We start from the raw sequence: 23,914 nt of genomic DNA on the forward strand, positions 1-23,914 counted from the left end.
CTGGTGGTCGCGGCGCCCTATCTCTGGCTGCTGCTGTTCTTCGTCGCCCCTTTCCTGATCATCTTCAAGATCTCGCTCTCCGAGACGGCGATCGCCATGCCGCCCTACACGCCGCTCTTTGAAGGGTTCGGCGCATTCGGCGATTTCGTTTCCGAACTCGATCTCGACAACTATCTTTTTCTGACCGACGATCCGCTTTACATAGAGGCCTATCTCTCTTCGCTGCGCATCGCGGTGATCTCCACCTTCCTGCTGCTGCTGATCGGTTATCCCATGGCGCTTGCCATGGCCCGCGCCCCGACCATGCTGCGGCCGACGCTCGTCATGCTGGTCATCCTGCCGTTCTGGACGTCCTTCCTGATCCGTGTTTACGCCTGGATAGGCATCCTGAAGCCCGATGGCCTGCTGACGCTGCTGTTTCAGTCGGTCGGCCTTCTCGGCGCAGACGAGCAGGTGCAGATCTTCCGCACCGACTACGCGGTCTTCATCGGCATCGTCTATTCCTATCTGCCATTCATGGTCCTGCCGCTCTACGCGGCTCTGGAAAAGATGGACAATACTCTGCTCGAGGCCGCGAGCGATCTCGGTTGCCCGCCCTGGAAGGCATTCTGGAAGATCACCTTCCCCTTGTCGCTGCCGGGCGTGATCGCCGGTTCGATGATCTGCTTCATCCCGATCACCGGCGAATTCGTCATCCCGGATCTGCTCGGCGGCGCCGATACGCTGATGATCGGCAAGACGCTGTGGACGGAATTTTTCGGCAACCGCGACTGGCCGCTGGCATCGGCCGTGGCGGTCATCCTGCTGATCATGCTGGTCGTGCCGATCATGATTTTCCAGAACCAGCAGAAGAAGGTGGCTTGAGATGAAATCATCCCGCTTCGACGCCACCGTCCTGACCCTCGGTTTCGCCTTCCTCTACATCCCGATCATCATCCTGGTGGTCTATTCGTTCAATGCCTCCAAGCTCGTCACGGTCTGGGGCGGCTTTTCGCTGCAATGGTATCGCACGATGTGGTCGAACCAGGGGCTTATGGACGCTGCATGGGTAACGGCGCGCGTCGGCGTCATCAGCGCCACGATCGGCACGGTGCTCGGCACGCTCGCGGCCCTTTCCCTCGTGCGCTTCACGCGCTTTCCCGGCCGGATGCTGTTTTCCGGGATGATCTATGCACCGCTCGTCATGCCCGAAGTGATCACCGGCCTGTCGATGCTGCTGTTGTTCGTCGCGGTCGGCATCGATCGGGGTTTCTGGACTGTCATCATCGCGCATACGACCTTCACGATGTGCTATGTGGCGATCGTCGTGCAGTCGCGGCTGCTGACCTTCGACCGGAGCCTGGAGGAGGCGGCCCTCGATCTCGGCTGCCCGCCGGTCAAGACCTTCTTCAAGATCACCCTGCCACTGATCTTTCCGGCGGTCATCGCCGGCTGGATGCTGGCCTTCACGCTGTCGCTGGACGACCTGGTGATTGCGAGCTTCACGACAGGCCCCGGCGCCACCACGTTGCCGATCAAGATCTACAGCCAGGTTCGCCTGGGCGTCACGCCGGAAATCAACGCGATCTGCACCATCCTGATCGGGCTTGTCACCATCGGCGTCATCATCACCTCGATCACCACCAAGCAGGCCGAGATGCGGCGTATCCGCGACGAGCACGTTGCAGCCCGTGGCACGACCTGACGCTCACTCGCCTCCACGCGGCGGCATGAAGATGTAGATGAGCAGCCAGGCCGGCAGCACGATGACGGCGCCGAGCACGATGCGCGGCACCGACCAGACATAGGCGTTCTCGAGCCCGATCCGGATATCGTCCGGCGTCAGGTGCAGGAGCGCCAGCAGCGACGGCATGGTGATGCCGAAAAAGCTTAAGACCGCGCCCATGATGAGACAGGCGAGCAGCGCCTTGCATAGATTGATCAGGAACCGCGCCACCAGATTACCCCCATCCGGTTGATTCGGCTCATTGTAGGGGTTTCGCCGGAGTTTGCGAAACAGGCCAGATGACCGGGTTGGGCCAGGACCCGCCGATGAAGACCATCAGCGGCGCGGTATTGGCACCCTGGGGGATCGTTTCGACGATCGCCGAGAGCGCGAGGCTGTTGTTGATGTAAGGAATGACGCCCGAAAGCGTCAGCGTTTCTGCGGCACCGGTTATCTTCCCCTCGCGGATATCGGCCGAACCGTCCGCTAGACTGGCGGATATGTCGATATGGTCGAATTCCAGGCTGCCGGTGCCGGCATCGCTCAGGGGAAAATAGGGTTTTTGTGCCGCGAGCTGCCGGATGCCGGCAATATTGACGCCTGAAAACGAGCCTCGATCCGCACGGAAGCGCAAGGTACCCTTGGCGTTGCGCCAGGCTTCCGGCTCCAGCGGCCGGTCGACGTCGAGCGCCAGGTCCAACGATCCGCGTGCTGCCGGAAGTGGCCCGGCGAGGCCGAGTTCCCTGACGATATTCCCGAAATCGGCGTCCTGGACAGCAAGGCGCAAGGCGACAGCCCCGGCCACGCCGCCTTTCACGGTGGCGACCCGGCCGGTCAGCCGGCCCGTCTCGAAATCGCTGTCGGCAATGTCGATACGGGATTGCTCGCCGGTGTTCATCACGCTCACGGCGGCCTCCGAAAGCTGGAAAGGTCCGAGCGTCGCCTGCTGGGCGGAAAGCCTCAGGTCGAGTTCCAGATCGGCGAGCTGGCCATCGCTCTCGCTGGCGTCTCCCATGGTGCGCGGCGCAATGGCGGCAAGCGCCGCGGAAAAATCCATCTGGTCGAAGGCAAGCGTGCCGGTCAGTCTCGGTGGCTTGTCCGCGGGCAGCAGCAGATCGAGTACGCCCGTCGCCTTGGCGTCGTTCAGGCTGAGGGAGAGGTTGTCGAAGCGCAGGACGTTGTCGTTGGTAACGAGGTGGGTGGTCAAAGAGAAGCTTTTGACGCGTTCCGTGCCGAAAAAGTTCAGGCCGGCCCAGCTCATCGCCGCCGCAAGGTCGGGGACCGTCAGTTCGGCATCGCCGGAAAGAAATGCCTGCGTCGCAAGGTCGGCGACGCCTCGGAACTGGCCCCGAAAGAGGGAGGACGCCATCGTGCCCGAGATATCGCCGCTTTTGCCCGAGAGCAGCAGCAGGGGTTGGGTCGAGCTTATGTCCAGCGTCAGCGCCCGGCCGTTGAGCTCGGCATCCGCCTTCAGCTCCAGGCCGCGAGAAAGCCAGGGCCAGTCGAGCGTTCCGTCGATCGACTGGAACCGTGTGACGCGGCCGCTGGCGAGGTCGGAGATTTCGAGTGTTCCGTTGGTGATGCCGACATCGCCCATGCGTGCATCGTCATCCGCAGTCAACGCCTGGCCGCTGCCCTCCGGCCGGGCATCGCGCACCGCACGGCTGAGCAGCCCGTCATTCGCCCAGTCGAGCCTGCCATCGGCCTCCCTGATGACGTAGATTTCCGGATCCGTGAGCCGGAAGTCCTTGAACTCGGGCTGGCCGACCAGGGCCTGCACGAGATCGAAGGAGGCCGAAAGCCGCGAGACCCGGCCGAGCACGCGCTCGCCGTCTTCCGCCTGCTTGCGGATGGTGATGTCCCTGAGCGTGACCCGAGGCTCGGGCCAGAAACGGATATCGGGTGTTCCCTCGATCTCCACGTCATGGCCGGTCCATTCGGCGACTGCCCGCTCCATGCTTTCGCGCACGACGGCCGATGAAACGAGGAACGGTGCGATAACCTGGAAAAGCGCGAACAGGCAGAGGGCGACGATAGCGCCGATCAGAACGCGGCGCGACCGCCGGCCCAGCGGGCGGCCCAGGTTCTTCCGCAGATTTCCGATCGGATTGGTGAGCATGATCATCACGCGCATATAGGAAATGCCGGCCCCGTGCAAATCCGGGAAACATCCCCGGCTGTCTCCTTTATAATGCGGTGCAACATGCTATAAAAGCCGATACCCTGCGAGCTCGCAGGGTCTGGCATGATGGAGACGAGGCAGAACCCTGGTTTCCAATGTCGGGGCGGGGTTCTCCGAGGGTGGAGGAATGGGAATGGGCAATGAACAGCCGCTCTGGGAGCCCTCGAAGGAAGTACAGCAGAAAACCCCGCTTTATCATTTCATCAATTGGTGCGCCGAGCGCTTTGGCAAAAGCTTTCCCGACTATGATGCGTTCTACGCGTGGTCGATCAGCGAGCGCGCCGAATTCTGGTCGGCGGTCTGGGATTTCTGCGGCGTCAAGGGCGAGCGCGGCGAACACGCGCTGATCAATGGCGAAGACATGCTCGCCGCGCGTTTCTTCCCTGATGCGACGCTGAATTTCGCCGAAAATCTACTCTCCGGAACAGGCGGCGGAGACGCGCTGATCTTCCGCGGCGAGGACAAGGTGAGCTATCGCTGGTCCTGGGATAAACTTCGCGCCGAAGTCTCTCGTCTGCAGCAGGCCTTCAGGGTGCTCGGTATCGAGAAGGGCGACCGCATTGCTGCGATGATGCCGAATATGCCGGAAACCATTGCCTGCATGCTGGCCGCCGCCTCGATCGGTGCCATCTGGTCTTCCTGTTCACCTGATTTTGGCGAACAGGGCGTGCTCGACCGTTTCAGCCAGATCGACCCAAAGCTGTTCATCACCTGCGACGGCTACTGGTACAACGGCAAGCTCCAGGACGTCGCCGCCAAGGTGAGGGCGGTTTCCTCGGTGCTGAAGACGCCGGTTCTGGTGGTGCCTTATGTCGGCGACGCTCCCGCACTCGCCGCATCGCTTGCCGATGGCCGTACACTTGCCGATTTCACGGCGCCTTATGAAGCGAAGGCCGTCGAGTTCGAGCCCCTGCCGTTCTCCCATCCGCTCTACATTCTCTTTTCGTCCGGTACGACCGGGGTGCCGAAATGCATCGTCCATTCGGCCGGCGGCACGCTGCTGCAGCACCTCAAGGAACATCGCTTCCATTGCAGCCTCGAGGCTGGCGAAAGGATGTTCTATTTCACCACCTGCGGCTGGATGATGTGGAACTGGCTGGCGTCAGGCCTCGCGGTCGGCGCCACGCTCTGCCTGTTCGACGGGTCGCCCTTCGCGCCGGACGGCAATGTCCTGTTCGATTATGCCGAAGCTGAAAAGTTCGCGGTGTTCGGCACCTCGGCGAAATATATCGACGCGCTCCGCAAGGGCGGCATCGTGCCGAAGGAGAGCCACGATCTGGCTGCGCTCAGGCTCATCATCTCCACCGGTTCGCCGCTCTCGCCGGAAGGTTTTTCCTTCGTCTACGAAGGCATCAAATCCGACGTGCATCTCGCCTCGATTTCAGGCGGCACCGACATCGTTTCCACCTTCGTGCTCGGTAATCCGCTGAAGCCGGTCTGGCGTGGCGAGATCCAGGGGCCGGGTCTGGGGCTTGCCGTCGACGTCTGGAACGACGACGGCAAGCCGGTGCGCCGGGAAAAGGGTGAACTCGTCTGCCCCAAGGCCTTCCCGTGCATGCCGCTCATGTTCTGGAACGATCCCGAAGGGCAGAAATACCGGGCGGCCTATTTCGAGCGCTTCGAGAATGTCTGGTGCCATGGCGATTTCGCTGAATGGACCGAACATGACGGCATCGTCATCCATGGTCGTTCGGACGCGACACTAAATCCGGGCGGCGTGCGGATCGGTACCGCCGAGATCTACAATCAGGTGGAGCAGATGGAGGAGGTCGCGGAAGCCATCTGCATCGGCCAGGACTGGGACGACGACGTCCGCGTCATCCTATTTGTCCGCCTCACCGGCGATCTCAAGCTCGACGACGATCTTACCAAGGCGATCAAGGCCCGCATCCGCACCGGCGCTTCGCCGCGCCACGTACCGGCAAAGGTCATCCAGGTCGCCGATATCCCCCGCACCAAGTCCGGCAAGATCGTCGAACTGGCGGTCCGCGACGTCGTGCATGGCCGGGCGGTCAGGAACAAGGAGACGCTCGTCAATCCGGAAGCGCTCGATCTGTTCGACGGCCTTGTCGAGTTGAAAAGCTGAATCGCCGGGTATCACCAACGAGGCGAGATGTATCGATACGGCACATCTTCGGCATAAATTCCAGAAACGGGTCGCTGTTAACGACCCATTAAGCCGCTTTGATCAAAAGTGGAGCAACATGGTTTCGTCTCGTGTATGAACTACGCCTAGCCGCGAGCTTTCATAGACATGACGTCTCCACCGACCCTCGTTGGACAGCATTAAACTTCAAAGGCAGCTTCGGCTGCCTTTCTTTTTAGGTCAAATGCAACCCAAGAGAGTTTTCCGTGCCGTCGCAGCCATGTCGCCATCGGCCAGAGAATGCGAAAACCAATCGCAGTCTCGCGGATCAGTTCGCCAGCACCCGCTGTGAAGGGAAGGTGATTTCCACCAGCGTACCTTCGTTCGGTGCAGAGGTGATCGCGAAGGCGGCGCGGTTTGCATCGACCATCGCCTTGGTCAGCGGCAGGCCGAGGCCCGTGCCGTCGCCGCGCTTGCGGGAGGCGCTGGCAACCTGGCGGAACGGCTTCATGGCAAGTTCCAGCTCCGAGCGGGTCATGCCGATGCCGGTATCGCGGACGCGAAGGACCACGTTGCCGTTGGTCTCGTAGGCGGTGGACACCACGATCTGACCGCCGGAGGGCGTGAAGCGGATGGCGTTCGACAGGATGTTCAGCACGATCTGCTTGATCGAGCGCGGATCGGCGACCACCTGCGGCACGGCATGCGAGAGGGCCGTGCGGATGATCACCCGCTGGCCGTTTGCCTGCGGCTGCACCAGCGAGACGGCTTCCGACACCGCCTCGTTCAGGCCAACGGCGACGAAATCGAGCTCCATCTCGCCGGCCTCGATCTTGGAAATGTCGAGGAGGTCGTTGACGATATCGAGCACATGCCGGCCGGAGCGGCTGATGTCATTGGCATATTCCACATAACGCGCATGGCCGATCTGACCGAAACGTTCGCTCGCCATCATGTCGGCAAAGCCGATGATCGCGTTGAGCGGTGTGCGGATTTCGTGGCTCACATGGGCGAGGAACTCGCTTTTGTGGGCGTTCGCCGTCTCGGCAGCACGCTTGGCGGTGCGCAGCTCGTCTTCGGTGCGCTTCCACTGGGTGATGTCGCGGATGACAGCGCAATAGCCGTTCGAGGAGGTCAATTTGCCGATCGTCATGAACAGCGGCAGAAAGCCGCCGGAAGCCTCGCGGCCGATGACTTCGCGGCCGTCGTTGAGAACGCTCGCCACGCCATGGCCGGCAAGCCCGGCGAGGTAATCGAGGATCGCCCGCTGGCTCTCATGGGCGAACAGGGTGACGAAAGGTTTGCCGTTGATCTCTTCATTGTCGTAGTTGAAGAGCGCGCTCGCCGCCCGGTTCAGGGAGCGGATGTCGCCATCGGCGCCGATGATCACCACGCCGTCGGTGGCCGTCTCGAGGATGGCGCGCAGTTCGGTTACCTCGACCTGCAGCTTGGCAAGCTGGTCGGCTGCGCGGGGCGCGCGCAGGGGAATGACCGCCGCCGCTTCTCCGTCCTCGGTGGAGCTCTGGCTCTCGGCCACGACCGGCATCAGCGCCAACATGAGAACAGTCGAATTGTCCCAGCGAACGGACTGCAGGCGCGCCGTCACCGGCACCAGCACATCGTCGGCGCGCACCACGACCATGCCGCCGGCTTCCGTTGTCTTGCCTTCGAGATCCTGACGCTGCAGCAGCGCATCGAGACCGCCAACTTCCGCCAGCTCGCCGATCGAGGCATAGCCGGTCAGCCGCAGGAATTCGGGATTGCCGTAGATCAAGGTGTCGCCGCTGTGGACGAGAAGCGCCACCGGCATCTGGTCGACGATCTCCGCGGAAAGGCCGATACGCTCGCGAACCGGTATCATCTGGCTCAACAGTTCGCGGTCGGAAAGCTCCGGATGCGGGTCGGCCGGAGCCTCCACAGCGGTTTCCGTCTCTTCGGTGGGCTCGATCGGCCCGTCGGCAAAAGCCTGGTTCGCGTCTTCGGCGAAGGCGATCGCCTCTTCCTCGGAAATCTCTTCCGAAACGGGGGCGACAGGTTCCTCGTGCACCGCCTCATGCTCGAGCTGAGCCGGCTCTATCGCGCTCGGCTCGTTCTGTTCGACAACAGGTAGCTCCGTCTCGGTCGGGGCCTCCGGCGTCTTTTCCTCGTTGCGGCGACCGACGAAATTGTCGAGCTGCCGGGCGATTTCGCGGAAAGCCGCCTGTTCGACGGGGGTCAGTCCGTCGCGGCGGTTGGAGCGGCGCTCTTCCAGCTGGATGACCTTGTCAGAATGGCGGCGGCCGGCATTGTCGACGATCCGCAGTGCCGGGCGTTCGCCGGCCGGCCAGTCGAGCAGCGAAGGGATCTGCCGCCCAGACTTGGACGGCTGCGGCGCGTCCTCTGGCGCCGGCTCCGGCAGCAGGTCTTCGGATGGCGCTGCATCGGCGGATATGTCTTCGGCGGCAGCCGGCTGCTCGGCATCTTCCGCGACTTCCAGCTCTTCGGTCACCGAAGCCGCGGCAGCCGGTTCGTCATACTCGGAACTTCCGGCGATGGCATCCTCGGCCTCGCCCTGCAGAAGGTCTTCTGCCACCATTTCCGGTGCATCGACGGGCACATCGTAGGTTTCGAAAACAGTCTCCGCTTCCGGTTCGGCCACATCCTCCGGCACCGCCCGGGTCAGGGTCAGGCCGACGGCATTCGGATCCTCGGCTGCATCGCCGATGCGCACGATGCCGAAGCCGCGAAAGCCGTCGAACTCGCGGGTGCGCGTATAGGTCGGCAGCGCGGCGAGATCGACCGGCACCATCAGCGACGTGCCCTCGATCGGCCACCAGATCGTCTTGCCGGACCAGGTATCGCGCTTCTGGAGCAGCTCGGTGATCTTGCCCTCGGGATCGAGATGGAAGAGAGCGGCGAGATCGGTAAAGGCCATGCCGTTGATATCGGCGGCGTGTGGGCCGACGGCATCGGCAAATTCGCTCGAAACTTCCCTGAACCGGCCTTCCGCATCGATCTTCCAGACGAAGCGGGTCGCGCGCCCGTCGCCGCGGAAGACGAAACCAGCCGGCTCCGGCGCGGCAGTTTCGGCGGTTGCGGCAGCTGCCTCCACGGTCTCCAGCTGGGCAGCCGATGTTTCCTCGATCGCGGTTGGCGAAACCAGCTCCTCGGCCGTCTCGATCGCGTCATCGGAGGAAAGGGCCTCGACGTCCGCGGCCAGCACGTCCTCTTCAGGCGCGACTTCTTCTGCCGGTTCCTCGAGAGCAGCCGGCTGAACCGGCGCGACATCCCCGCCGGCTTCAAGCGAAATTTCTTCTTCCGGCTCTTCCGTATCCTCGATTTCGGATACAGCGGCGATCACCTCGGCAAAATCGTCCACCGGCTCGGCCTCGACCGTGAAGTCCTCGGCGTCGTTGCTCGCAGCGGGCTCCGAAATTTCCTCGCCGATCTCGGCATTCGCCTGATCGCCTTCGGCGAGCGTCGCTGCCTCGTCGCGGGGCTCATAGCCGTTGGCGACGGCGGCGCGGCCCTGTTCCGTCTCGACCGTGAACAGAAGATGCAGGGCCGGCTCGCTGGAGAGCTTGCCGATCGCCGCCGGCAGGTAGCCCTTGGAGGTCGGGATCGGGCGCTTGACGAGGCGGCTCGGATCGGCGCCCGCCATGGTCGCCATCATCTTGGCCGTCTGCACGGAAACGCCGAGGCCTGCGAATTCGGCCGAGGCGGCAAGCACCTCACCATTTTCGTCGATCACCGCCATATGCGTATCGGGATCGTCGAAGCCTTCAATCATCCGGGCAGCAGAGGCCGAAGGCGCGAGCCTGCCCCGTTCCACCGGCGCGCTGAACAGCACGGCCGTTTCGCCCTGGACCTGGACAAGCTCGCAGATCGCCTGAACGGGAATGCGCTGGAAACCGGAGGCGACGCGGATCGTCAGGTTGCGGATATCGCCGACTTCGCCGAGCTGGCGCGCGGCCGCTTCGATCTGGCGGAAGGCGATATCGACGCGGTTGGGACCCTGGTCGAGGAAATCGTAGATGGAGCCGAAACCGAAAAGATCGGCGCCGCGCCCGTTCGCCCAGAGAGGGCTTTGCATGTCCGGAGAAAACAGCACGATCGCTTCGCCTGCCGCAAAACGATCGCGGACGCGCTCGTGCACGGCAATGTCGATGAACGGGTATTGAACTGCGGACATAGGCAAAACCTACAGAGCGTTTGTGACCGGATTTCTACGTAGTTTAACGGATTGTTAATAACCTCCCCCTGCCTTCGGGTCGAGAGCGGCGCCGTCCAAACCTCCGATAGGGTTAATTCCGGGACTCATTTTATTGTGCAGCGCACAATCATATTGCAATGCACAACGAGATGGTCTATATAAGAGGCATGACATCTTCGGTTCTGCCGAAGAAATCGCCAACGAGGACCTGAAACGATGGCATACAAGACCGACGATATCTTTTCCTTCTCCGCTTTCGATCCGTCCAAGATGACCGAAGGCTTCCGCGACTTCGCCGAAAAGGGTGCCACCCAGTCTCGCGAAGCCTATGCTAAGATGAAAACCGCTGCCGAGGAAGCCACCAAGACGGTGGAATCCACAATGCAGTCGGCTCAGGCTGGTTCTGTCGAACTCGGCCTCAAGGCGATCGACGCCCTGCGCACCAATGCCGAAAACTCGCTGACCCATATGGAATCGCTGCTCGGCGTGAAGTCCTTTGCCGAACTGATCGAACTGCAGACCGGTTTCATCCGCAAGCAGGCTGAAATCACGGTTGAGCAGGCCAAGTCCATGCAGGACACCGCCCGCAAGATCGTCGAAGACGTGACGAAGCCGGGCAAGGAAGCCGCTGAAAAGGTCATGACGACCTTCAAGGCTGCCTAATTCTTAGGGCATGATTTTAAGGAGAAGGCCGGAGCATGCTCCGGCCTCTTCTATTTGCGGGAAAGGACTTTCTATTTGCGGGATAGGACTTGCAAAAAAAGTCCGATCGCCGTATGTGACCCCCCAACGGCGCCCAAGGGCGTTTGTGCGGTTGTAGCTCAGTTGGTTAGAGCGCAGGTTTGTGGCACCTGAGGTCGGAGGTTCGAGACCCCCCAACCGTACCATTTCTTCCAGATCAAGAGTTTTGTCGGGACGGATGGCACTCCGAGTGTTTAGGCACTCGTGCATCGTAGAATCGACCAGGTCTGCCGCCGAATTCCGCACCTTGGATTGCCGCGAACGGGCCGGTTGCCCGGTAAAATTATCGAGCTAAGGCATCTTCCCACCATCTCACCAGCGCAGCAGCCGGGGTCCCAGAAGTGCGCCGAGAATGCCGGTCAGCAGGATGCCGAGCGAATACCAGATGAGCACGAAAGGCATGCCGTTCTCGATGCAGAACCAGGAATAGACCCAGGCGCCGGCGGCACCCGCCGCAATCCCGGCGATGAAGCCGGTAAGCCTCAGGTCCGTCGGCGCGCCGCGGCGCAGCACCCAGACGTTCCCGGCAAGCACCGGCAACGCGAAGAGGAAGATCAGCAAAGGGCAATGCAGCGCTGACGACCCGATGATCAAGGAGCGATAGGTCTCAGCGGGCGACATCATCAGCTGGCCGACAGCAACCACAGCCATGATCGCGACGATCGCCGCCGCGACCTGGAAGAACCGCCCCCTGGAACCGTCGGGCCGCGCCAGATGGTAGGCGGCGAGGAACGCGGCGATCGCTAGCAGCACGTTATAGGCGGACTTGATCCAGAACACCGGCAACATCAGAGCTTCCGCCATGTCTATGCGCAGGCCGAGGATCGCCAGCATCAGCACCAGCGACACGGCGAGCGCCGGCAGGACGCCGGACGCGAAGCGGCGCGCCAGTGCATGGCGCGGCACCGGCTTCAATTCGCCCACCAGACTGTCGATGATGTCGTCCGTCTTTCTCACTTTCCGCCTCGCAATTTCTCCGCCAGTGCCTTGATCCCTCTATGAATGCCGACCTTGACGGCCGATTCCGATTGCCCAGTCCGGCTTGCCGTGTCCGCCACGGATTGGCCCTCGAGCTTCACCTGGCGGATCAATTCCCGCTGTTTCGCCGGCAGGCCGTCCAGAAGCCGCTCGACATCCATCCGCGCCGTCAGGCCTTCCTCGTTGTAGTCGCTCTCGAAATCCTCGCCGAGCTCCGTTTCCGCCATCATCCGGCTGCCGCGGCCGCGATGGTGGTCGATCAGCTTGTAGCGGGCGATCGAGAAGAACCATGCGGTGAACGGCCGCGCGCGATCGTAGGTTTCCCGGCGGGAATGCAGCGCCAGCAATGTCTCCTGGACGAGGTCTTCCATGTCCGCTTTCGTCGCAGCAGCCATTCGGCGGCTGTAATATCCGACCAGCAGGACGCGCACTGCGTTGAGCAAACGCCGATAGGCGGCCTCGTCCCCATCAAGAGACAGAAGCATCAGGGCCTTCAGGGCTTCTTCCGAATGGGTGCTCGTCATGCTGTTCAAATGATTATTCGGAGAAGCACATAAACGGTTACATCCGGAATGGAAAATAATCCGGATATTTTCGACCTATCACATAACCGTGACGCTGTAACGACTTTCTGCGTGGGTCGAATTGATGGCTGTGAGCCCTCGGCACGCAGCCGGCGGACACATCGATTGATCCCAGGAGGACATCCCATGACCAAGCTTCTTTCCAGCCTCGCAGCCTGCACCTTTGTTGTCGGCCTTTCGCTCGCCGGTGCGGCGAACGCCCAGAGCAGCACGAGCACCGACACGATGAAGAAGGACTCCATGAAGACCGACGCAATGAAACCGGATGCTATGAAGAAGGACTCGATGGCGACCGGCAGCACCAAGACCGACTGCATGCACAAGGCCGGCATGGAAAAGGACGCGATGAAGAAGTCCGAGATGATGAAGGCCTGCGACGCGATGAAATGACGCCATGAAATGATTTGACCGCGGCCGCTGAAACTTTCTGCCCGGCGGCCGCGTCTATCTTCTGGAGCCCGATTCCCGCATTCGGAGGAAACGCCATGGCCACGATCGACGCCGGCGCTGCGACCGGCCGGACGGTCATATACCGCCACAGCCTGCTGGTGCGCTTGTCGCACTGGATGAATGTGCTTTGCATGACCGTGCTGCTGTTCAGCGGCCTGCAGATATTCAATGCCCATCCGGCGCTCTACTGGGGCCAATACGGTGCGAATAACGATCCTTCCTTCATTTCCACGGAGGCGGTCGAGGATGGCGACAAGGCGAAGGGCCTTACGCATATCGGCTCGCTCACCTTCGACACAACCGAATTTCTCGGCGTTTCCGACGTGGACGGCGAGGCGACCGCGCGAGGGTTCCCCGATTGGCTGACGATCCCGAGCTATCAGGATCTCGCAAGCGGCCGGCGCTGGCATTTCTTCTTTGCGTGGCTGTTCGTCATCAACGGCTCCATCTATCTCGCCTATGGATTGTTGAGCCGTCATTTCCGCCGCGATCTCCTGCCGGCACGGGATGAGCTGACGCCCGCCCATATCGGCCACGAAATCGTCAATCACGCCCGGCTGCGGTTTGCGAAAGGGCCGGAGGCGCGGCATTACAACACGCTGCAGAAGCTCAGCTATGTCGCGGTGATCATCCTGCTCCTGCCGCTGATGATCCTCACGGGGCTCACCATGTCGCCCGGCTTCAACGCGGTGGCACCCTGGCTGCTCGATGTCTTCGGCGGCCGCCAGTCGGCCCGCACGATCCATTTTCTCACCGCGTTTTCGCTCGTCGCCTTCGTTGTGGCTCACGTCGCGATGGTGATCCTGTCGGGCGTCTTCAACAATCTGCGTTCGATGATCACCGGCTATTACGCGATCGACCAAGCCGACATTAAGGGAGACAGGCAATGAGCAGCATCTTCACCCGCCGCCGCTTCCTGATCGGCGCGACCATGACGGCTTCGGCGCTCGGTCTGAGCGGCTGCGACGCGCTTGTCGAAAGCGACCGCACAAAGTCGGTCCTCAAGATCGCCGAGGGGCTTTCGATGAAAACCCAGCGCTTCCTGCTCGGCGACAACGCGCTGGCGCGCGAGTTCACGGAGGCGGATCTGTCCCCGGTCTTCCGGGCCAACGGCACCAGCATGCCGGACAATCCGCAATATCTCGACTGGATGAACCGGCAGTTCTCGACGTGGAAGCTGGAGGTCGGCGGCCTGGTCGAAAAGCCGATGCAGCTGTCGCTTGCCGAATTGAAGGCCCTGCCGGCCCGCACCCAGATCACCCGGCACGACTGCGTCGAAGGCTGGAGCGCCATCGGCAAATGGACCGGCGTGCCGCTCGGCGCTCTGCTCAAGACGGTCGGCCTGAAGCCGGAAGCCCGCTACATCGTCTTCCATTGCGCCGACGAATACGAGAAGTCGCTCGATGGCAGCGGCTGGTACTACGAGAGCGTCGATCTGGTGGATGCCTTCCATCCCCAGACCATCCTCGCCCACACGATGAACGGCCGGGATCTCGAAGTCGCGCATGGCGCGCCGCTGCGGCTGCGTGTCGAGCGCCAACTCGGCTACAAGCACGCGAAATATCTGACCCGCATCGAGGCGGTGGCCGATCTCGGTCGCCTTTATGGCGGCAACGGCGGTTTCTGGGAGGATCGCGGCTACGAATGGTATGCCGGGATCTGAAGAGGCTTTAAGTTCCCGCCTGTGCGGGAGCAACTCTCGGAAGCCGGATGATGAATCGCGTGCCGCGTGCCTTGCCGGCGGGCGGGCTCTCGACGGCGATCGATCCGCCGAGAACCTCGGTGACGATCTGGTGGACGATGTGCAGCCCGAGGCCGGTACCGCCGCTGTGGCGGGCCGTGGAAAAGAAGGGTTCGAATATCTTCTGGATGTCCGTCTCGTTTATCCCGCGACCGTCGTCGGTGAATTCGATGAGGACCTGGTCTGCCAGTCTGCGGACATCGATGGCGATCATGCCGGGTTTGCCCGCATCGAAGGCATGCAGCAACGAATTGTTGAGGAGGTTCGACAGGACCTGGGCAAACGGTCCCGGATAGGTGGTGATCGCCAGATCAGCGGGCACGTTCAACGCCAGGCTGATACCGGCGCTGGCGTCCCATTTGCGCAGGCGCGGATCGGCATCGGGAATGAAAGCGGCGAGATCGATATCCCGTCGCTCCAGCGTCGCGCGGTCGACCGCAACCTGTTTGAAACGCTGAACCAGCGCGGTGCACCGGTGGATGGCGTCGCGGACCAGATCGAGGCTGGTATCGCTGTCTGCGACATAGAGGTCGAGATCCGAGCGGCGCAGCCCCGCTGCAATCCGTTCCTTGAAAAGCCTGAGATCTTTGGCGGCCTTGCTGAGCACGAGTGCCGCACTTCCAAGCGGCGTGTTCATTTCGTGGGCGACGCCGGCAACCATCAGGCCCAGCGACGACAGCCGTTCGGCTCGCGCAAGTTCCCGCTGGGTCACGTTCAGTTTTTCATTGGTGTCGCGCAGCGCCTTGTTCGTGTCCTCCATTTGCCGCGCCCATTCCGCCTCGGCCTCCATGCCGTTGGCCAGGCGGCCGGTTACCGCAAGCGCCACCATGGCGAGGATTGCCGCGACCGCGCCGAGAATGAGTTTCCCCCTCGTTTCCTGGTCGTTGATCGCGGCCGCCGAGTCACGGGCGAGCAGATAGAGGTCGGCACCCGCGGCACGTCTTTCCGCGACTTCGCCTGTCGCCAGCAAGCTCGCAACGGGCTGGAAGCGACGGTAGTTCCAAACGCCGTCCCTGCTGCCGAAAAGCCCTCTGTCCCCCTTGCCGATCGCCCGCAACATCTCCGCCTCAGCCGGGCCGGGCGTTGAGGCCCCAAGCTGCCAGCCCCAGTTCGCATCCGCATTTGGACCTTGGAGCCAGTATCCGGCCTGGTTCATCAGATAGAGCTCGACGCTCCTGTCGAGCCGCTTCAGGCGTTCGAGCAATCGCGTGGCGCGGTAGTTGATGACGATGATGCCCTGCTTGGTCCCATTGCGGAAGACGGGGCTTGCAACGCGCAATGTCGGCAGATGGGGGACCTCGACCACGCCGTTGTCGATGTTCAGATCGAGGGCAGAGAAATAGAGGCCGTTCAGCGGCAGCGGAATCGCATCGCGAAAATAGGGCTGGTCCGCCTTGTTCTGCAACTCCTCGCTGCTCACGACGACCGGTTCCGCGCCGCTGCGGCGGTTGACGCGCAGCCGTTCTTTGCCGTCATTATCCAGCCACCGTACCTGATCGTAATCTGGCGAGCTGGCGGCGAAACTCTGGAAGATCTCAGCGCTCAGCGGAGCAGGCCGAGTGGTCGTTTCGCCGAAGCGCGATTGCAGGTCGGCGAGAAACAGGGCGTCGCGGCCAAGCCGGTCCAGAGCCCGACCGAGGATGTCGTAGCCTTGCGACAGGGTCTCCTCCCTGTTGCGGATCTGGGGTTCCCGCGCGTTCGCGCCGATCTGATGCCAGAGCAATGGAACGCCGATGCCAAGTCCCACCATCCAGGGTATCACGAAGACGGCAAGCCGCCTGCGATGGCGATAAATGGCCCGGAGAGACGGAAACATGCGGAGTGGAGACGCGGGGATCATCGGTCGCTACACCGCCTTGACCGGCGAGTTTTGCAACCGCGCCAGGAATTGCTCGAAGGGCTCCGGGCGAGCGTAGAAATAACCCTGCGCCAGGATGCATTTTCTCGACCGCAGCCATTCCGCCTGCTGCTCGGTCTCGACACCTTCGGCGAGGACACGCATGTTCATGCGCTCGCCAAGCCGGATGATCATCTCGACGATCAGGTCACTCTGGCTGGACTCTCCGAGACCGGCGATGAACGACGGGTCGATCTTGAGCGTGGCGGCCTCGAACGACCGGAGCTTCGTCAGCGAAGAATAGCCGGTGCCGAAATCGTCGATGGCGATCGCGAAACCTTCGCTTCTGAGAATGGAGAGCATGTTGTTGGCGTGCTGGTGCTCTTCCATCGCGACCGTCTCGGTAATTTCCAGTTCCAGCCGATCCGGCGACAGGCCATAACGGCGCGTGGTGGCGATCAGTTCGTCTATGAATTCCTTTCGCCCAAGCTGTATCGGCGAGACATTGACGGCGATCGTGACGCTTGGGAATCCTGCTTCGCTCATGGACCGTAGCGCGCTGCAGGCCTGTTCCAGGATCTGCTGACCCAGGGGCACGATCAGCCCGTTCGCCTCTGCGAGCGGAATGAAATCCGCCGGAAATACGACCGAACCGTCCGGACGCGTCCAGCGCGCCAGGATTTCGGCGCCGACGATCCGATTGTCGGCCAGGTTGATCTGCGGCTGGAATACGATGCTGATTTCCCGGTTGAGCAGCGCCTTGTAAAGCTGCTGCGAAAGAGCGAACCGGCGGCGTGTCTCGTCTTCGACATTGGGGTCGTATTCGATGAGTTGCCCGCTCGTCCCCTTCAGTCCCGCCTTCTTCAGGAGCAGAAGCCCAGTCGCGATGACGGTTTGAGCCGACGTGAAGTGATTGAGATCGAGGGAGGCCGCCTCTGCGCCGAAGAACAGGGCTTCGGGCGAGTGGGCGCCCGCTTCGAGACGGTTTACATAGTCGATCCGCACGAGATATTCCGGTCCGAGCACGGCAAATACGTCTTCGTGCAGACGCGCGATCATGCAGGGCGGCGGAAAGGCCGCTGCCAGGCGCTTCACGAAAGCGCGCAGCAGGTGATCGCCCTGTTCGACGCCGAGCGAGATGCAGCTTCTCGCATACTGGTTCAGTTCGATGAACAGGACCTTCCGTCTGCGCGGCGGGGGAACCTCGAGCGCTGCTTGAATGCCACGCTTCAGCGCGTTGCCGTTCGCGATCTCGAGCAGGCCGTCTTCATAGGCGGTGCGGTCGAGCTGGCTGGTCAGCGCCACATTGATCAGGCCGGTGCCGATATTGGTCGCGAAGACCCGCAGCAATTCCCGCTCCGTGTCGTCGATTCGCCTGTTTGTCGCGATGTACGCCGCTGCAGGCGGTGCGACCGCCTGGCCCTGGAAAAACAGAACCTGCGCTTTCGCGGTTTCGATACTCGCCTGCTCGTCGAGCGAGCGCTGGATCAGGTCGCGAATGGACTCGTCTTGGATGGTATCGAGGGTCTGGTTGAGGACCGAAGCGAACCGCCCTGCCGAGCCGATGATCTTCGGCGGCTGTTCGCGGTCACGCCCGCGGACGCAGACGATGCCGTCCTCGCTGACGCCGAGAAGTGCGGCCAGTTCGTGGATCATTCGGCGGGAGAAGTCCTCGAATCCTGACGACCTCGCCAGGCTATTGCTCGCCTCCACAATGCTCTGGAGGCCCCGGCGGGCGCGGTTCAGCACATCGATCTGCTCGAAGGTCCTGAGATTTGCGGTGAGAATGCTGTGAAGCCGCTCATTGGTCAGGTCGGTCTTCAGCCAGTAATCGGCGATATCATAAGTCTCGAGCGACGATTGCATCGGCGCGATGCCCGGTTGCCCGGTGAGAAGCACGATACGCAGCTGCGAGTTGCCGAGCACCTCGCGGATCGTGCGAACCAACCTGAGCCCTGCATCGTCCGTCTCCATCACGACGTCGAGCAGCAGGACCGCGACCGAAGGCGTTTCGAGCAGAAGCTTGGCCGCCTCGTTGGCAGAAGCGGCCATCAGTATCCGCGGCGCGATGCCGCGATAGGTGAAGCCTGAAAGCGAGAGCCTGAGGGAGTTCTGGAACATCTCGTCGTCATCGACGCTCAAGATGGTGAAATCCCTCATCTCCGTTTGGAACTGGTCGGGCGAAGCCCCTGTCTGGGCGGCGGGCTCCGGATGAAATTCGAAGAGATCCTGAGATTTCTTTTCTTGTTCGATATCGCCCACGGACACATCCCCCGATTGTCACGCAAGGGTTGCCCCTGCATTTCCGCGAATCCATTAATTCACTCAAAACCAAGTATGTCTCGCAAAAAGATGCAGCGAGGTCGAGATTTTGGTCTTAACCTCGGATCGAGGCCGTTGCGGCGTGGGGATGGTCGCCGTAAAAGGCGGAACCTCTCAAGCGGCGCTTGATCTGCGGCCGTGCGGAAGGCCGGGCGCCGAAAACTTTTCTCCTTTCGGGCCTGCGGCTGCTTGAGGAAGCCCATCGCTTCGGCGAAAAGGTATTGCCGCGTCTCGATGTCTCACGCGAGATGTCGGCAGCGTGTCATTCACCTGGTAGACGCTCTTCGATCGTGATCTTTCCACGGTCAGGACCGCCTGATTCTCCGGCAAAGGTAAGAGCCCGTGGCAGCCAGCCCATCCGACTTTCTAGAGCAGACGGCAGTCCGGGGCGATAGCCTTGTGGCGCGGGTGCTGAAGGGCGTCGAGACCGTGCTCGGCACTATTGCAGCGCTCATCCTCGCCGTTCTGCTGACGGTCGTGCTGGTCAGCGTCTGCCTGCGCTATTTCTTCAGTACCGGCTTCATAGGTGCCGAAGACCTCGGCATCTGGCTGCATGTGGCGCTGATCTCGATCGGTGCGCCGCTCAGCCTCAACAGTGCGCTGGCCATGCGGCTCGATGTCTTCGTGCGTTTGGCTCCCGCCCGGTTGCTGCCGGCGACCCACGTTCTGGCGGACGTGTTCACCGTGCTGGCCGCCATGATCCTGCTCTTCGGCGGTTCCGAAATCATGTCCATGCTCGGCGGTATTTCTCCGGCGCTCGGCGTTCCGGAGTGGATCCGCTTCGGTTTCTTAGGGGTGGGCGGCGTGCTGATCCTCGTCGTGCTCCTCCTGCAAAGGCTTGCCGAGGGCAGGGCGCTGCCGGTGCTGATATCGCTCGTCCTCGGAGCCGCGCTCTATTTTGGCGTTCCCGAAATCTTTATCGACAGCGAACTGCCGCCGAGCCTGTTCCTGGCGCTGGTGGCCGCACTCGGTCTCGTCCTGGCCGCCCCGCTGGCGCATGCTTTCCTGGCGGCAGCCTATGTGGCGATCACCTTCGGCAGCAGCCTGCCGGAACCGGCGATCGTCTCTTCGACGGTGGCCGGCATGTCGAAATTCCTGCTGCTCGCCATTCCGTTCTTCCTGCTGGCCGGTGGGCTGCTGACCTCGTCCGGCGTCGCCAACCAGCTCGTCCGGTTCGCCGCATCCATGGTCGGCCATCGCCGGGCGGGGCTGGCGCAGACGACGCTCCTGACCAGCGTGCTGTTTTCTGGCGCCTCGGGTTCGTCCGTCGCGAACGCGGCCTTTGGCGCCTCCACCTTCCAGCCGGAACTGGTGAAACACGGTTACCCGCCGGCACAGGCAGGCGCGATCATCGCCGCCACCTCGGTGCTCGACAACGTCATCCCGCCGTCGATCGCCTTCCTGATCCTTGCGACGGCCACCAATCTGTCGGTCGGCTCGCTGCTGGTCGGCGGCTTTTTCGCCGGCGGCCTGATGGCGATTTGCCTCGCCTTGGCCATCCATCTGTCCGTCAGAGAGCAGGTTGCCTTGCCGCGCGCGTCGGGACGTGAACGATGGCAGGCGGCGATCTCCGCCATTCCCGCCTTCGGTCTCGGCATCATCGTCGTGGTCGGCATCCGCATCGGCATCGTCACCACGACGGAGGCTGCGGCTCTCGCGGCCCTCTATACGATCATTCTCGCCGTCTGGGGCAGGGTCGGAGCAGGCTCGCTGCTCGCCTCGTTCCGGCAGGCCGCGACGGAGTCCGCTGCGATCGGTTTGCTGATCGGCACGGCCGGGCCCTTCGCCTTCCTGCTCGCCGTCGACAACGTCTCCGGCCTCGTCTCCGAGTTCGTGATGATGCTCGGCGGCAGTGCGCTCGCGGTCCTCATCCTCTCCAACGTCATCCTTCTGGTCGTCGGACTGGTGCTCGATATCGGCGCGGCGATCCTGCTGTTCGGCCCGATCCTGCTGCCGGCCGCCGTCGCCGCGGGCATCGATCCGATCCATTTCGGTGTCATCATCGTCGTCAATCTGATGATCCACGGCCTGACCCCGCCGCTCGGCATGCTGATCTTCGTGGTCAGCGGTGTCACCCGCATTCCCGCGACCGCGCTGTTCAAGGCGGTCGTGCCCTATCTGCTTGCACTTCTGGTTTCCCTGGCGATCCTTTGCGCCTGGGCGATCATCTTCTAATTCTTCCATAATTCCTGGGGACCTGAGACATGGACAACATCAACCGCCGAACCCTTCTGAAGACTGCCGCAGCAACCGGCGCGGCGCTCGCCGCTCCGGTTTTCGTGCGCAGCGCGGCCGCTCGCACGACGACGATCACCACCGCCTCGCTGCTTGGCGACGACAAGCCGGAATCGAAGATCTGGGCGAAGATCGGCGAGCTGGTGGAAGCCAGGCTGCCCGGCCAGTTCAAGTTCAACGTCGTCAAGAACGGTGCGCTCGGCGGCGAGAAGGAAGTGGCAGAAGGCGCCCGCCTCGGTTCCGTGCAGGCAAGTCTTTCCACCGTCTCGTCGCTGTCTGGCTGGGTGCCGGAGCTGCAAGTCCTCGATCTGCCGTTCCTCTTCCGCGACGCAGCCCATGTCCGCAAGACGGTCGATGGCAATGTCGGTGCAGATCTCAAGCAGAAGCTCGCCGCCCAGAATTTCGTGATCGGCGATTTCATAAACTACGGCGCCCGCCATCTCCTGACCAAGGAGCCGGTCACCCGCCCGGAACAGCTGAAGGGCAAGAAGATCCGCGTCATCCAGAGCCCGCTGCACACCAAGCTGTGGGCTGCCTTCGGCACCGCGCCGGTCGGCATTCCGATCACCGAGACCTACAATGCGCTGGCGACCGGCGTCGCCGACGCCATGGACCTCACCAAATCCGCCTATGCCGGCTTCAAGCTTTACGAAGTCGTGCCCTGCATGACCGAAACAGGCCATATCTGGGCGTCCGGCGTCATCTATTATTCCGCCAGCTTCTGGAACCAGTTGAACTCCGAGCAGAAGGCGGTTTTTCAGGAGGCGTCGAAGGAAGGGGCCGCCTATTTCAACCAACTCATCGTCGAGGACGAGGCGGCATCCGTTGCCGTGTCGCTCAAGAATGGCGGCAAATTGCTGAAGCCGGAAGCCTTCGAGGAATGGCAGAAGGGCGCTCAAGGCGTCTGGCAGGATTTTGCCGCGATCGTCGGAGGCATCGACAGGATCAAGTCGATTCAGTCGGCCTGACGCGTTTTTTTGAAAGTTAAGAAAATTTAATGTGGCACCGCAAAAGCGGTGCCATTCATGCTTTTTCAGCTCGATTTAAGGCAAATATGCCCGATTCCGGCCATTTTGACAGCGCCGGGTAGATCGACGTCGCCTTCTTTCGACCCGAAAGCGAACACATTTTTGTGCACTGCAGTAAATGCCCTTGTCTCGGCCGTTAGCATGCCTATGTTTGCGGCAGCCGGTGCCTAATTTTTTAGACTCCTGCGTCTAGGGCGTTCGTCCCCCTTCACCTGACCGGTTTTCGGCAGGCCATTCCAGAAGGAGCATACAATGACAATTTCGATCAATAATTTCGCATCCGCCAATGGAGCGAAGCTTTCTCCGCAGCACATTGCCTCAGCCGTCGCCGAAACGCGACGTTCTGTCGGCTACAGCATCGAAGAGCTTGCCATCACGACCGGCCTCGTCAACGACGAGATCGTTCGCATTGAAAATGGCACCGATGCCGACCCCGCCAAGCTGAAGCGCATTGCCGCGGCACTCAAGGTTCCGGTTACGACCTTCTTGCCGTCTTAATACAAGGTTTTCCGGCCGCTTCGGCGGCCGGACCCTGTTTGGGTCTTCGATATCCTTCTCCGCAAAGACCGTTCGACCCGTCACACAAAGATGTGGCTTTCCCCGTCGACCAGTTCCTTCAGGAATTCCACCACCGTCCTCAGCCGCATCAGGTCCCGCGTCGTTTCATGATATGTGGTCCAGTAGGACCTCCGGATGATGGTCTCGGGCAGCACGCGCACCAGTTCCGGATATTGCCGCGCCACATAGTCGTGCAGGATGCCGATACCGGCCCCGGAACGCACCGCCTCGGTCTGGCCGATGGCGCTTGAAATCTCGAAGCTCGCATCCCAGTCCCGCATCACCTCGCCTGTGAAATTCAGGGAAGGCGAGAAGATCAGGTCTTCGACGTAACCGATGCGCGGATGGCTTTTCAGCGCCTCGACCGTTCGCGGCGTTCCGGCCTGATCGAGATAGGTCTTCGAGGCATAGAGGCCCAGCGTATAATCGGTCAGTTTCGAAGAGACGAGCCGGCCCTGTTCCGGGCGTTCGATGGTGATGGCGATATCCGCCTCCCGCTGGGAGAGCGAGAAGGATCGCGGCACCGGCACCAGTTGCAGCTTGAGTTCCGGATGCCGGCGCGTCAGCCGCCCGAGCCGCGAGGCAAGGAAGGAGACCCCAAAACCGTCGGGCGCACCGATCCGGACCGTGCCGGCGATCGCCGCGTCGATCCGCCCGGTGCTCGCTTGCGCCGCCAGCATCTCGGTTTCCATCCGCTCGGCCGCCCGAAAGAACACCTCGCCTTCGGCGGTCAGTTCGCAGCCATTGGTCCGGCGGATGATGAGGCGGGTGCGTAAATCCTCTTCCAGCGCCGTCACCCTTCGCCCGAGCGTCGCATGGTTGACACCGAGCCGCCGCGAAGCAGACAGGATCTGTCCGGCGCGGGCGACCGCCAGAAACATGCGGACATCATCCCAGTTCATTGTTGGTCGTCTTTCAATGCCTGTTGCTTATTTTGCCCGCATCATCACCGGATCGACGTCGATCAGCCTGAGAGACTTCACCATGTCTGCCGTGCATTTCTTGTATTTCAGAAAATGCGGCGTCCGGAGATGGGCTTCGTAAGCCTCCTGGTCCGCATAGACTTCCAGGATGCGGACTTGTTGAGGCCGTTCCTTTTCGGAGACCGCATGCAACATCAGCACGCCCGGCTCACTCTCCACTGATGCCTCGATTTCCTCGGCAAGCAAGGCTCGATAGGTGTCGATTTGTGCCGGATCGATTTCCAATTCCGCAATCCTGACGATCTTGCAAGACATCATAGCCTCGATCTTGCTTCAATTTCTGCACAACGGA

General features: G+C 61.9%; 19 protein-coding genes, 1 tRNA gene and 1 pseudogene. 12 read left to right on the top strand and 9 right to left on the bottom strand.

The features are described 5' to 3' along the window. Window positions 1-864, top strand: an 864-nt coding sequence (locus C5J22_RS15165) for an ABC transporter permease subunit (RefSeq protein WP_245440399.1), incomplete at its 5' end; no start/stop codon positions are given. Between the two features lies 1 nt (window position 865). Beyond that, complete coding sequence (locus tag C5J22_RS15170) at window positions 866-1,684, top strand: ABC transporter permease (protein WP_046664720.1); 819 nt, start codon at window positions 866-868, stop codon at window positions 1,682-1,684. A 3-nt stretch (window positions 1,685-1,687) separates the two neighbouring features. Here the strand turns inward: C5J22_RS15170 and C5J22_RS15175 are convergent, their stop codons facing one another. After that, window positions 1,688-1,936: a hypothetical protein gene (locus tag C5J22_RS15175; protein WP_105438899.1), complete on the bottom strand. Its 249-nt coding sequence runs from the start codon at window positions 1,934-1,936 to the stop codon at window positions 1,688-1,690. Window positions 1,937-1,964: 28 nt separating this feature from the next. After that, the gene (locus tag C5J22_RS15180) at window positions 1,965-3,839 is read right to left on the bottom strand and encodes an AsmA-like C-terminal region-containing protein (RefSeq protein ID WP_172746635.1); all 1,875 of its coding nucleotides are present in this window, start codon (window positions 3,837-3,839) and stop codon (window positions 1,965-1,967) included. Between the two features lie 181 nt (window positions 3,840-4,020). Here C5J22_RS15180 and C5J22_RS15185 point away from each other — a divergent pair, with 181 nt between their 5' ends. Then, entirely contained in the window at window positions 4,021-5,973 is a 1,953-nt protein-coding gene (locus tag C5J22_RS15185; RefSeq protein WP_105438901.1) for an acetoacetate--CoA ligase, read from the top strand. A gap of 328 nt (window positions 5,974-6,301) precedes the next feature. On the opposite strand, the gene C5J22_RS15190 is transcribed toward C5J22_RS15185, so the two are convergent. Continuing rightward, complete coding sequence (locus C5J22_RS15190; protein ID WP_105438902.1) at window positions 6,302-10,144, bottom strand: ATP-binding protein; 3,843 nt, start codon at window positions 10,142-10,144, stop codon at window positions 6,302-6,304. A 237-nt stretch (window positions 10,145-10,381) separates the two neighbouring features. On the opposite strand from C5J22_RS15190, the gene C5J22_RS15195 reads away from it, so the two are divergent. Together C5J22_RS15195 and C5J22_RS15200 are read left to right on the top strand one after the other, a co-directional pair. Continuing rightward, on the top strand, window positions 10,382-10,828 hold the full coding sequence (locus C5J22_RS15195) for a phasin (RefSeq protein WP_105418451.1): 447 nt from the start codon (window positions 10,382-10,384) through the stop codon (window positions 10,826-10,828). Window positions 10,829-10,975: 147 nt separating this feature from the next. After that, a tRNA-His gene (locus C5J22_RS15200) sits at window positions 10,976-11,052 on the top strand. Between the two features lie 166 nt (window positions 11,053-11,218). Here the strand turns inward: C5J22_RS15200 and C5J22_RS15205 are convergent. Then, window positions 11,219-11,863, bottom strand: a complete 645-nt coding sequence (locus C5J22_RS15205; RefSeq protein ID WP_105438903.1) for an NrsF family protein — start codon at window positions 11,861-11,863, stop codon at window positions 11,219-11,221. Continuing rightward, window positions 11,860-12,408 carry a sigma-70 family RNA polymerase sigma factor gene (locus tag C5J22_RS15210; RefSeq protein ID WP_105438904.1) on the bottom strand — a complete coding sequence of 183 codons (549 nt, stop codon included), beginning with the start codon at window positions 12,406-12,408 and terminating at the stop codon, window positions 11,860-11,862. Before C5J22_RS15210 ends, C5J22_RS15205 begins: the two co-directional genes overlap by 4 nt. 186 nt (window positions 12,409-12,594) lie before the next feature. Between C5J22_RS15210 and C5J22_RS15215 the strand changes: the two genes are divergently transcribed. From C5J22_RS15215 to C5J22_RS15225, 3 genes are all read left to right on the top strand, one after another. Further along, complete coding sequence (locus C5J22_RS15215) at window positions 12,595-12,858, top strand: pentapeptide MXKDX repeat protein (protein WP_105426499.1); 264 nt, start codon at window positions 12,595-12,597, stop codon at window positions 12,856-12,858. A 95-nt stretch (window positions 12,859-12,953) separates the two neighbouring features. Further along, the gene (locus C5J22_RS15220; protein ID WP_105438905.1) at window positions 12,954-13,808 is read left to right on the top strand and encodes a cytochrome b/b6 domain-containing protein; all 855 of its coding nucleotides are present in this window, start codon (window positions 12,954-12,956) and stop codon (window positions 13,806-13,808) included. Further along, entirely contained in the window at window positions 13,805-14,581 is a 777-nt protein-coding gene (locus C5J22_RS15225; protein WP_105438906.1) for a molybdopterin-binding protein, read from the top strand. The genes C5J22_RS15220 and C5J22_RS15225 overlap by 4 nt, the downstream gene beginning before the upstream one ends. Before the next feature lie 7 nt (window positions 14,582-14,588). Here the strand turns inward: C5J22_RS15225 and C5J22_RS15230 are convergent, their stop codons facing one another. Together C5J22_RS15230 and C5J22_RS15235 are read right to left on the bottom strand one after the other, a co-directional pair. After that, window positions 14,589-16,409, bottom strand: a complete 1,821-nt coding sequence (locus C5J22_RS15230; RefSeq protein ID WP_172746636.1) for a sensor histidine kinase — start codon at window positions 16,407-16,409, stop codon at window positions 14,589-14,591. 96 nt (window positions 16,410-16,505) lie between these two features. Further along, window positions 16,506-18,758, bottom strand: coding sequence for a bifunctional diguanylate cyclase/phosphodiesterase (locus C5J22_RS15235; RefSeq protein WP_172746637.1), 2,253 nt, complete (start codon window positions 18,756-18,758; stop codon window positions 16,506-16,508). Between the two features lie 221 nt (window positions 18,759-18,979). Between C5J22_RS15235 and C5J22_RS31660 the strand changes: the two are divergent. The 4 genes and pseudogenes from C5J22_RS31660 to C5J22_RS15255 form a co-directional block, all read left to right on the top strand. Further along, a pseudogene (locus tag C5J22_RS31660) lies at window positions 18,980-19,095 on the top strand (alkanesulfonate monooxygenase); the annotation flags it as partial. 122 nt (window positions 19,096-19,217) lie between these two features. Continuing rightward, window positions 19,218-20,993 (top strand): TRAP transporter large permease subunit, encoded by a 1,776-nt coding sequence (locus tag C5J22_RS15245; RefSeq protein ID WP_245440418.1) that lies wholly within the window; start codon window positions 19,218-19,220, stop codon window positions 20,991-20,993. Window positions 20,994-21,022: 29 nt separating this feature from the next. Continuing rightward, window positions 21,023-22,021, top strand: a complete 999-nt coding sequence (locus C5J22_RS15250; RefSeq protein WP_105438910.1) for a TRAP transporter substrate-binding protein — start codon at window positions 21,023-21,025, stop codon at window positions 22,019-22,021. Window positions 22,022-22,333: 312 nt separating this feature from the next. Beyond that, window positions 22,334-22,579, top strand: a complete 246-nt coding sequence (locus C5J22_RS15255; RefSeq protein ID WP_038539927.1) for a helix-turn-helix domain-containing protein — start codon at window positions 22,334-22,336, stop codon at window positions 22,577-22,579. A gap of 80 nt (window positions 22,580-22,659) precedes the next feature. Here the strand turns inward: C5J22_RS15255 and C5J22_RS15260 are convergent, their stop codons facing one another. Further along, the gene (locus C5J22_RS15260) at window positions 22,660-23,541 is read right to left on the bottom strand and encodes a LysR family transcriptional regulator (RefSeq protein ID WP_105438911.1); all 882 of its coding nucleotides are present in this window, start codon (window positions 23,539-23,541) and stop codon (window positions 22,660-22,662) included. A gap of 27 nt (window positions 23,542-23,568) precedes the next feature. Further along, window positions 23,569-23,877 carry a putative quinol monooxygenase gene (locus C5J22_RS15265; protein WP_105439191.1) on the bottom strand — a complete coding sequence of 103 codons (309 nt, stop codon included), beginning with the start codon at window positions 23,875-23,877 and terminating at the stop codon, window positions 23,569-23,571. Between the last annotated feature and the right edge of the window lie 37 nt (window positions 23,878-23,914).

The organism is Neorhizobium sp. T25_13 (genome assembly GCF_002968675.1).
GTDB lineage: Bacteria > Pseudomonadota > Alphaproteobacteria > Rhizobiales > Rhizobiaceae > Neorhizobium > Neorhizobium tomejilense.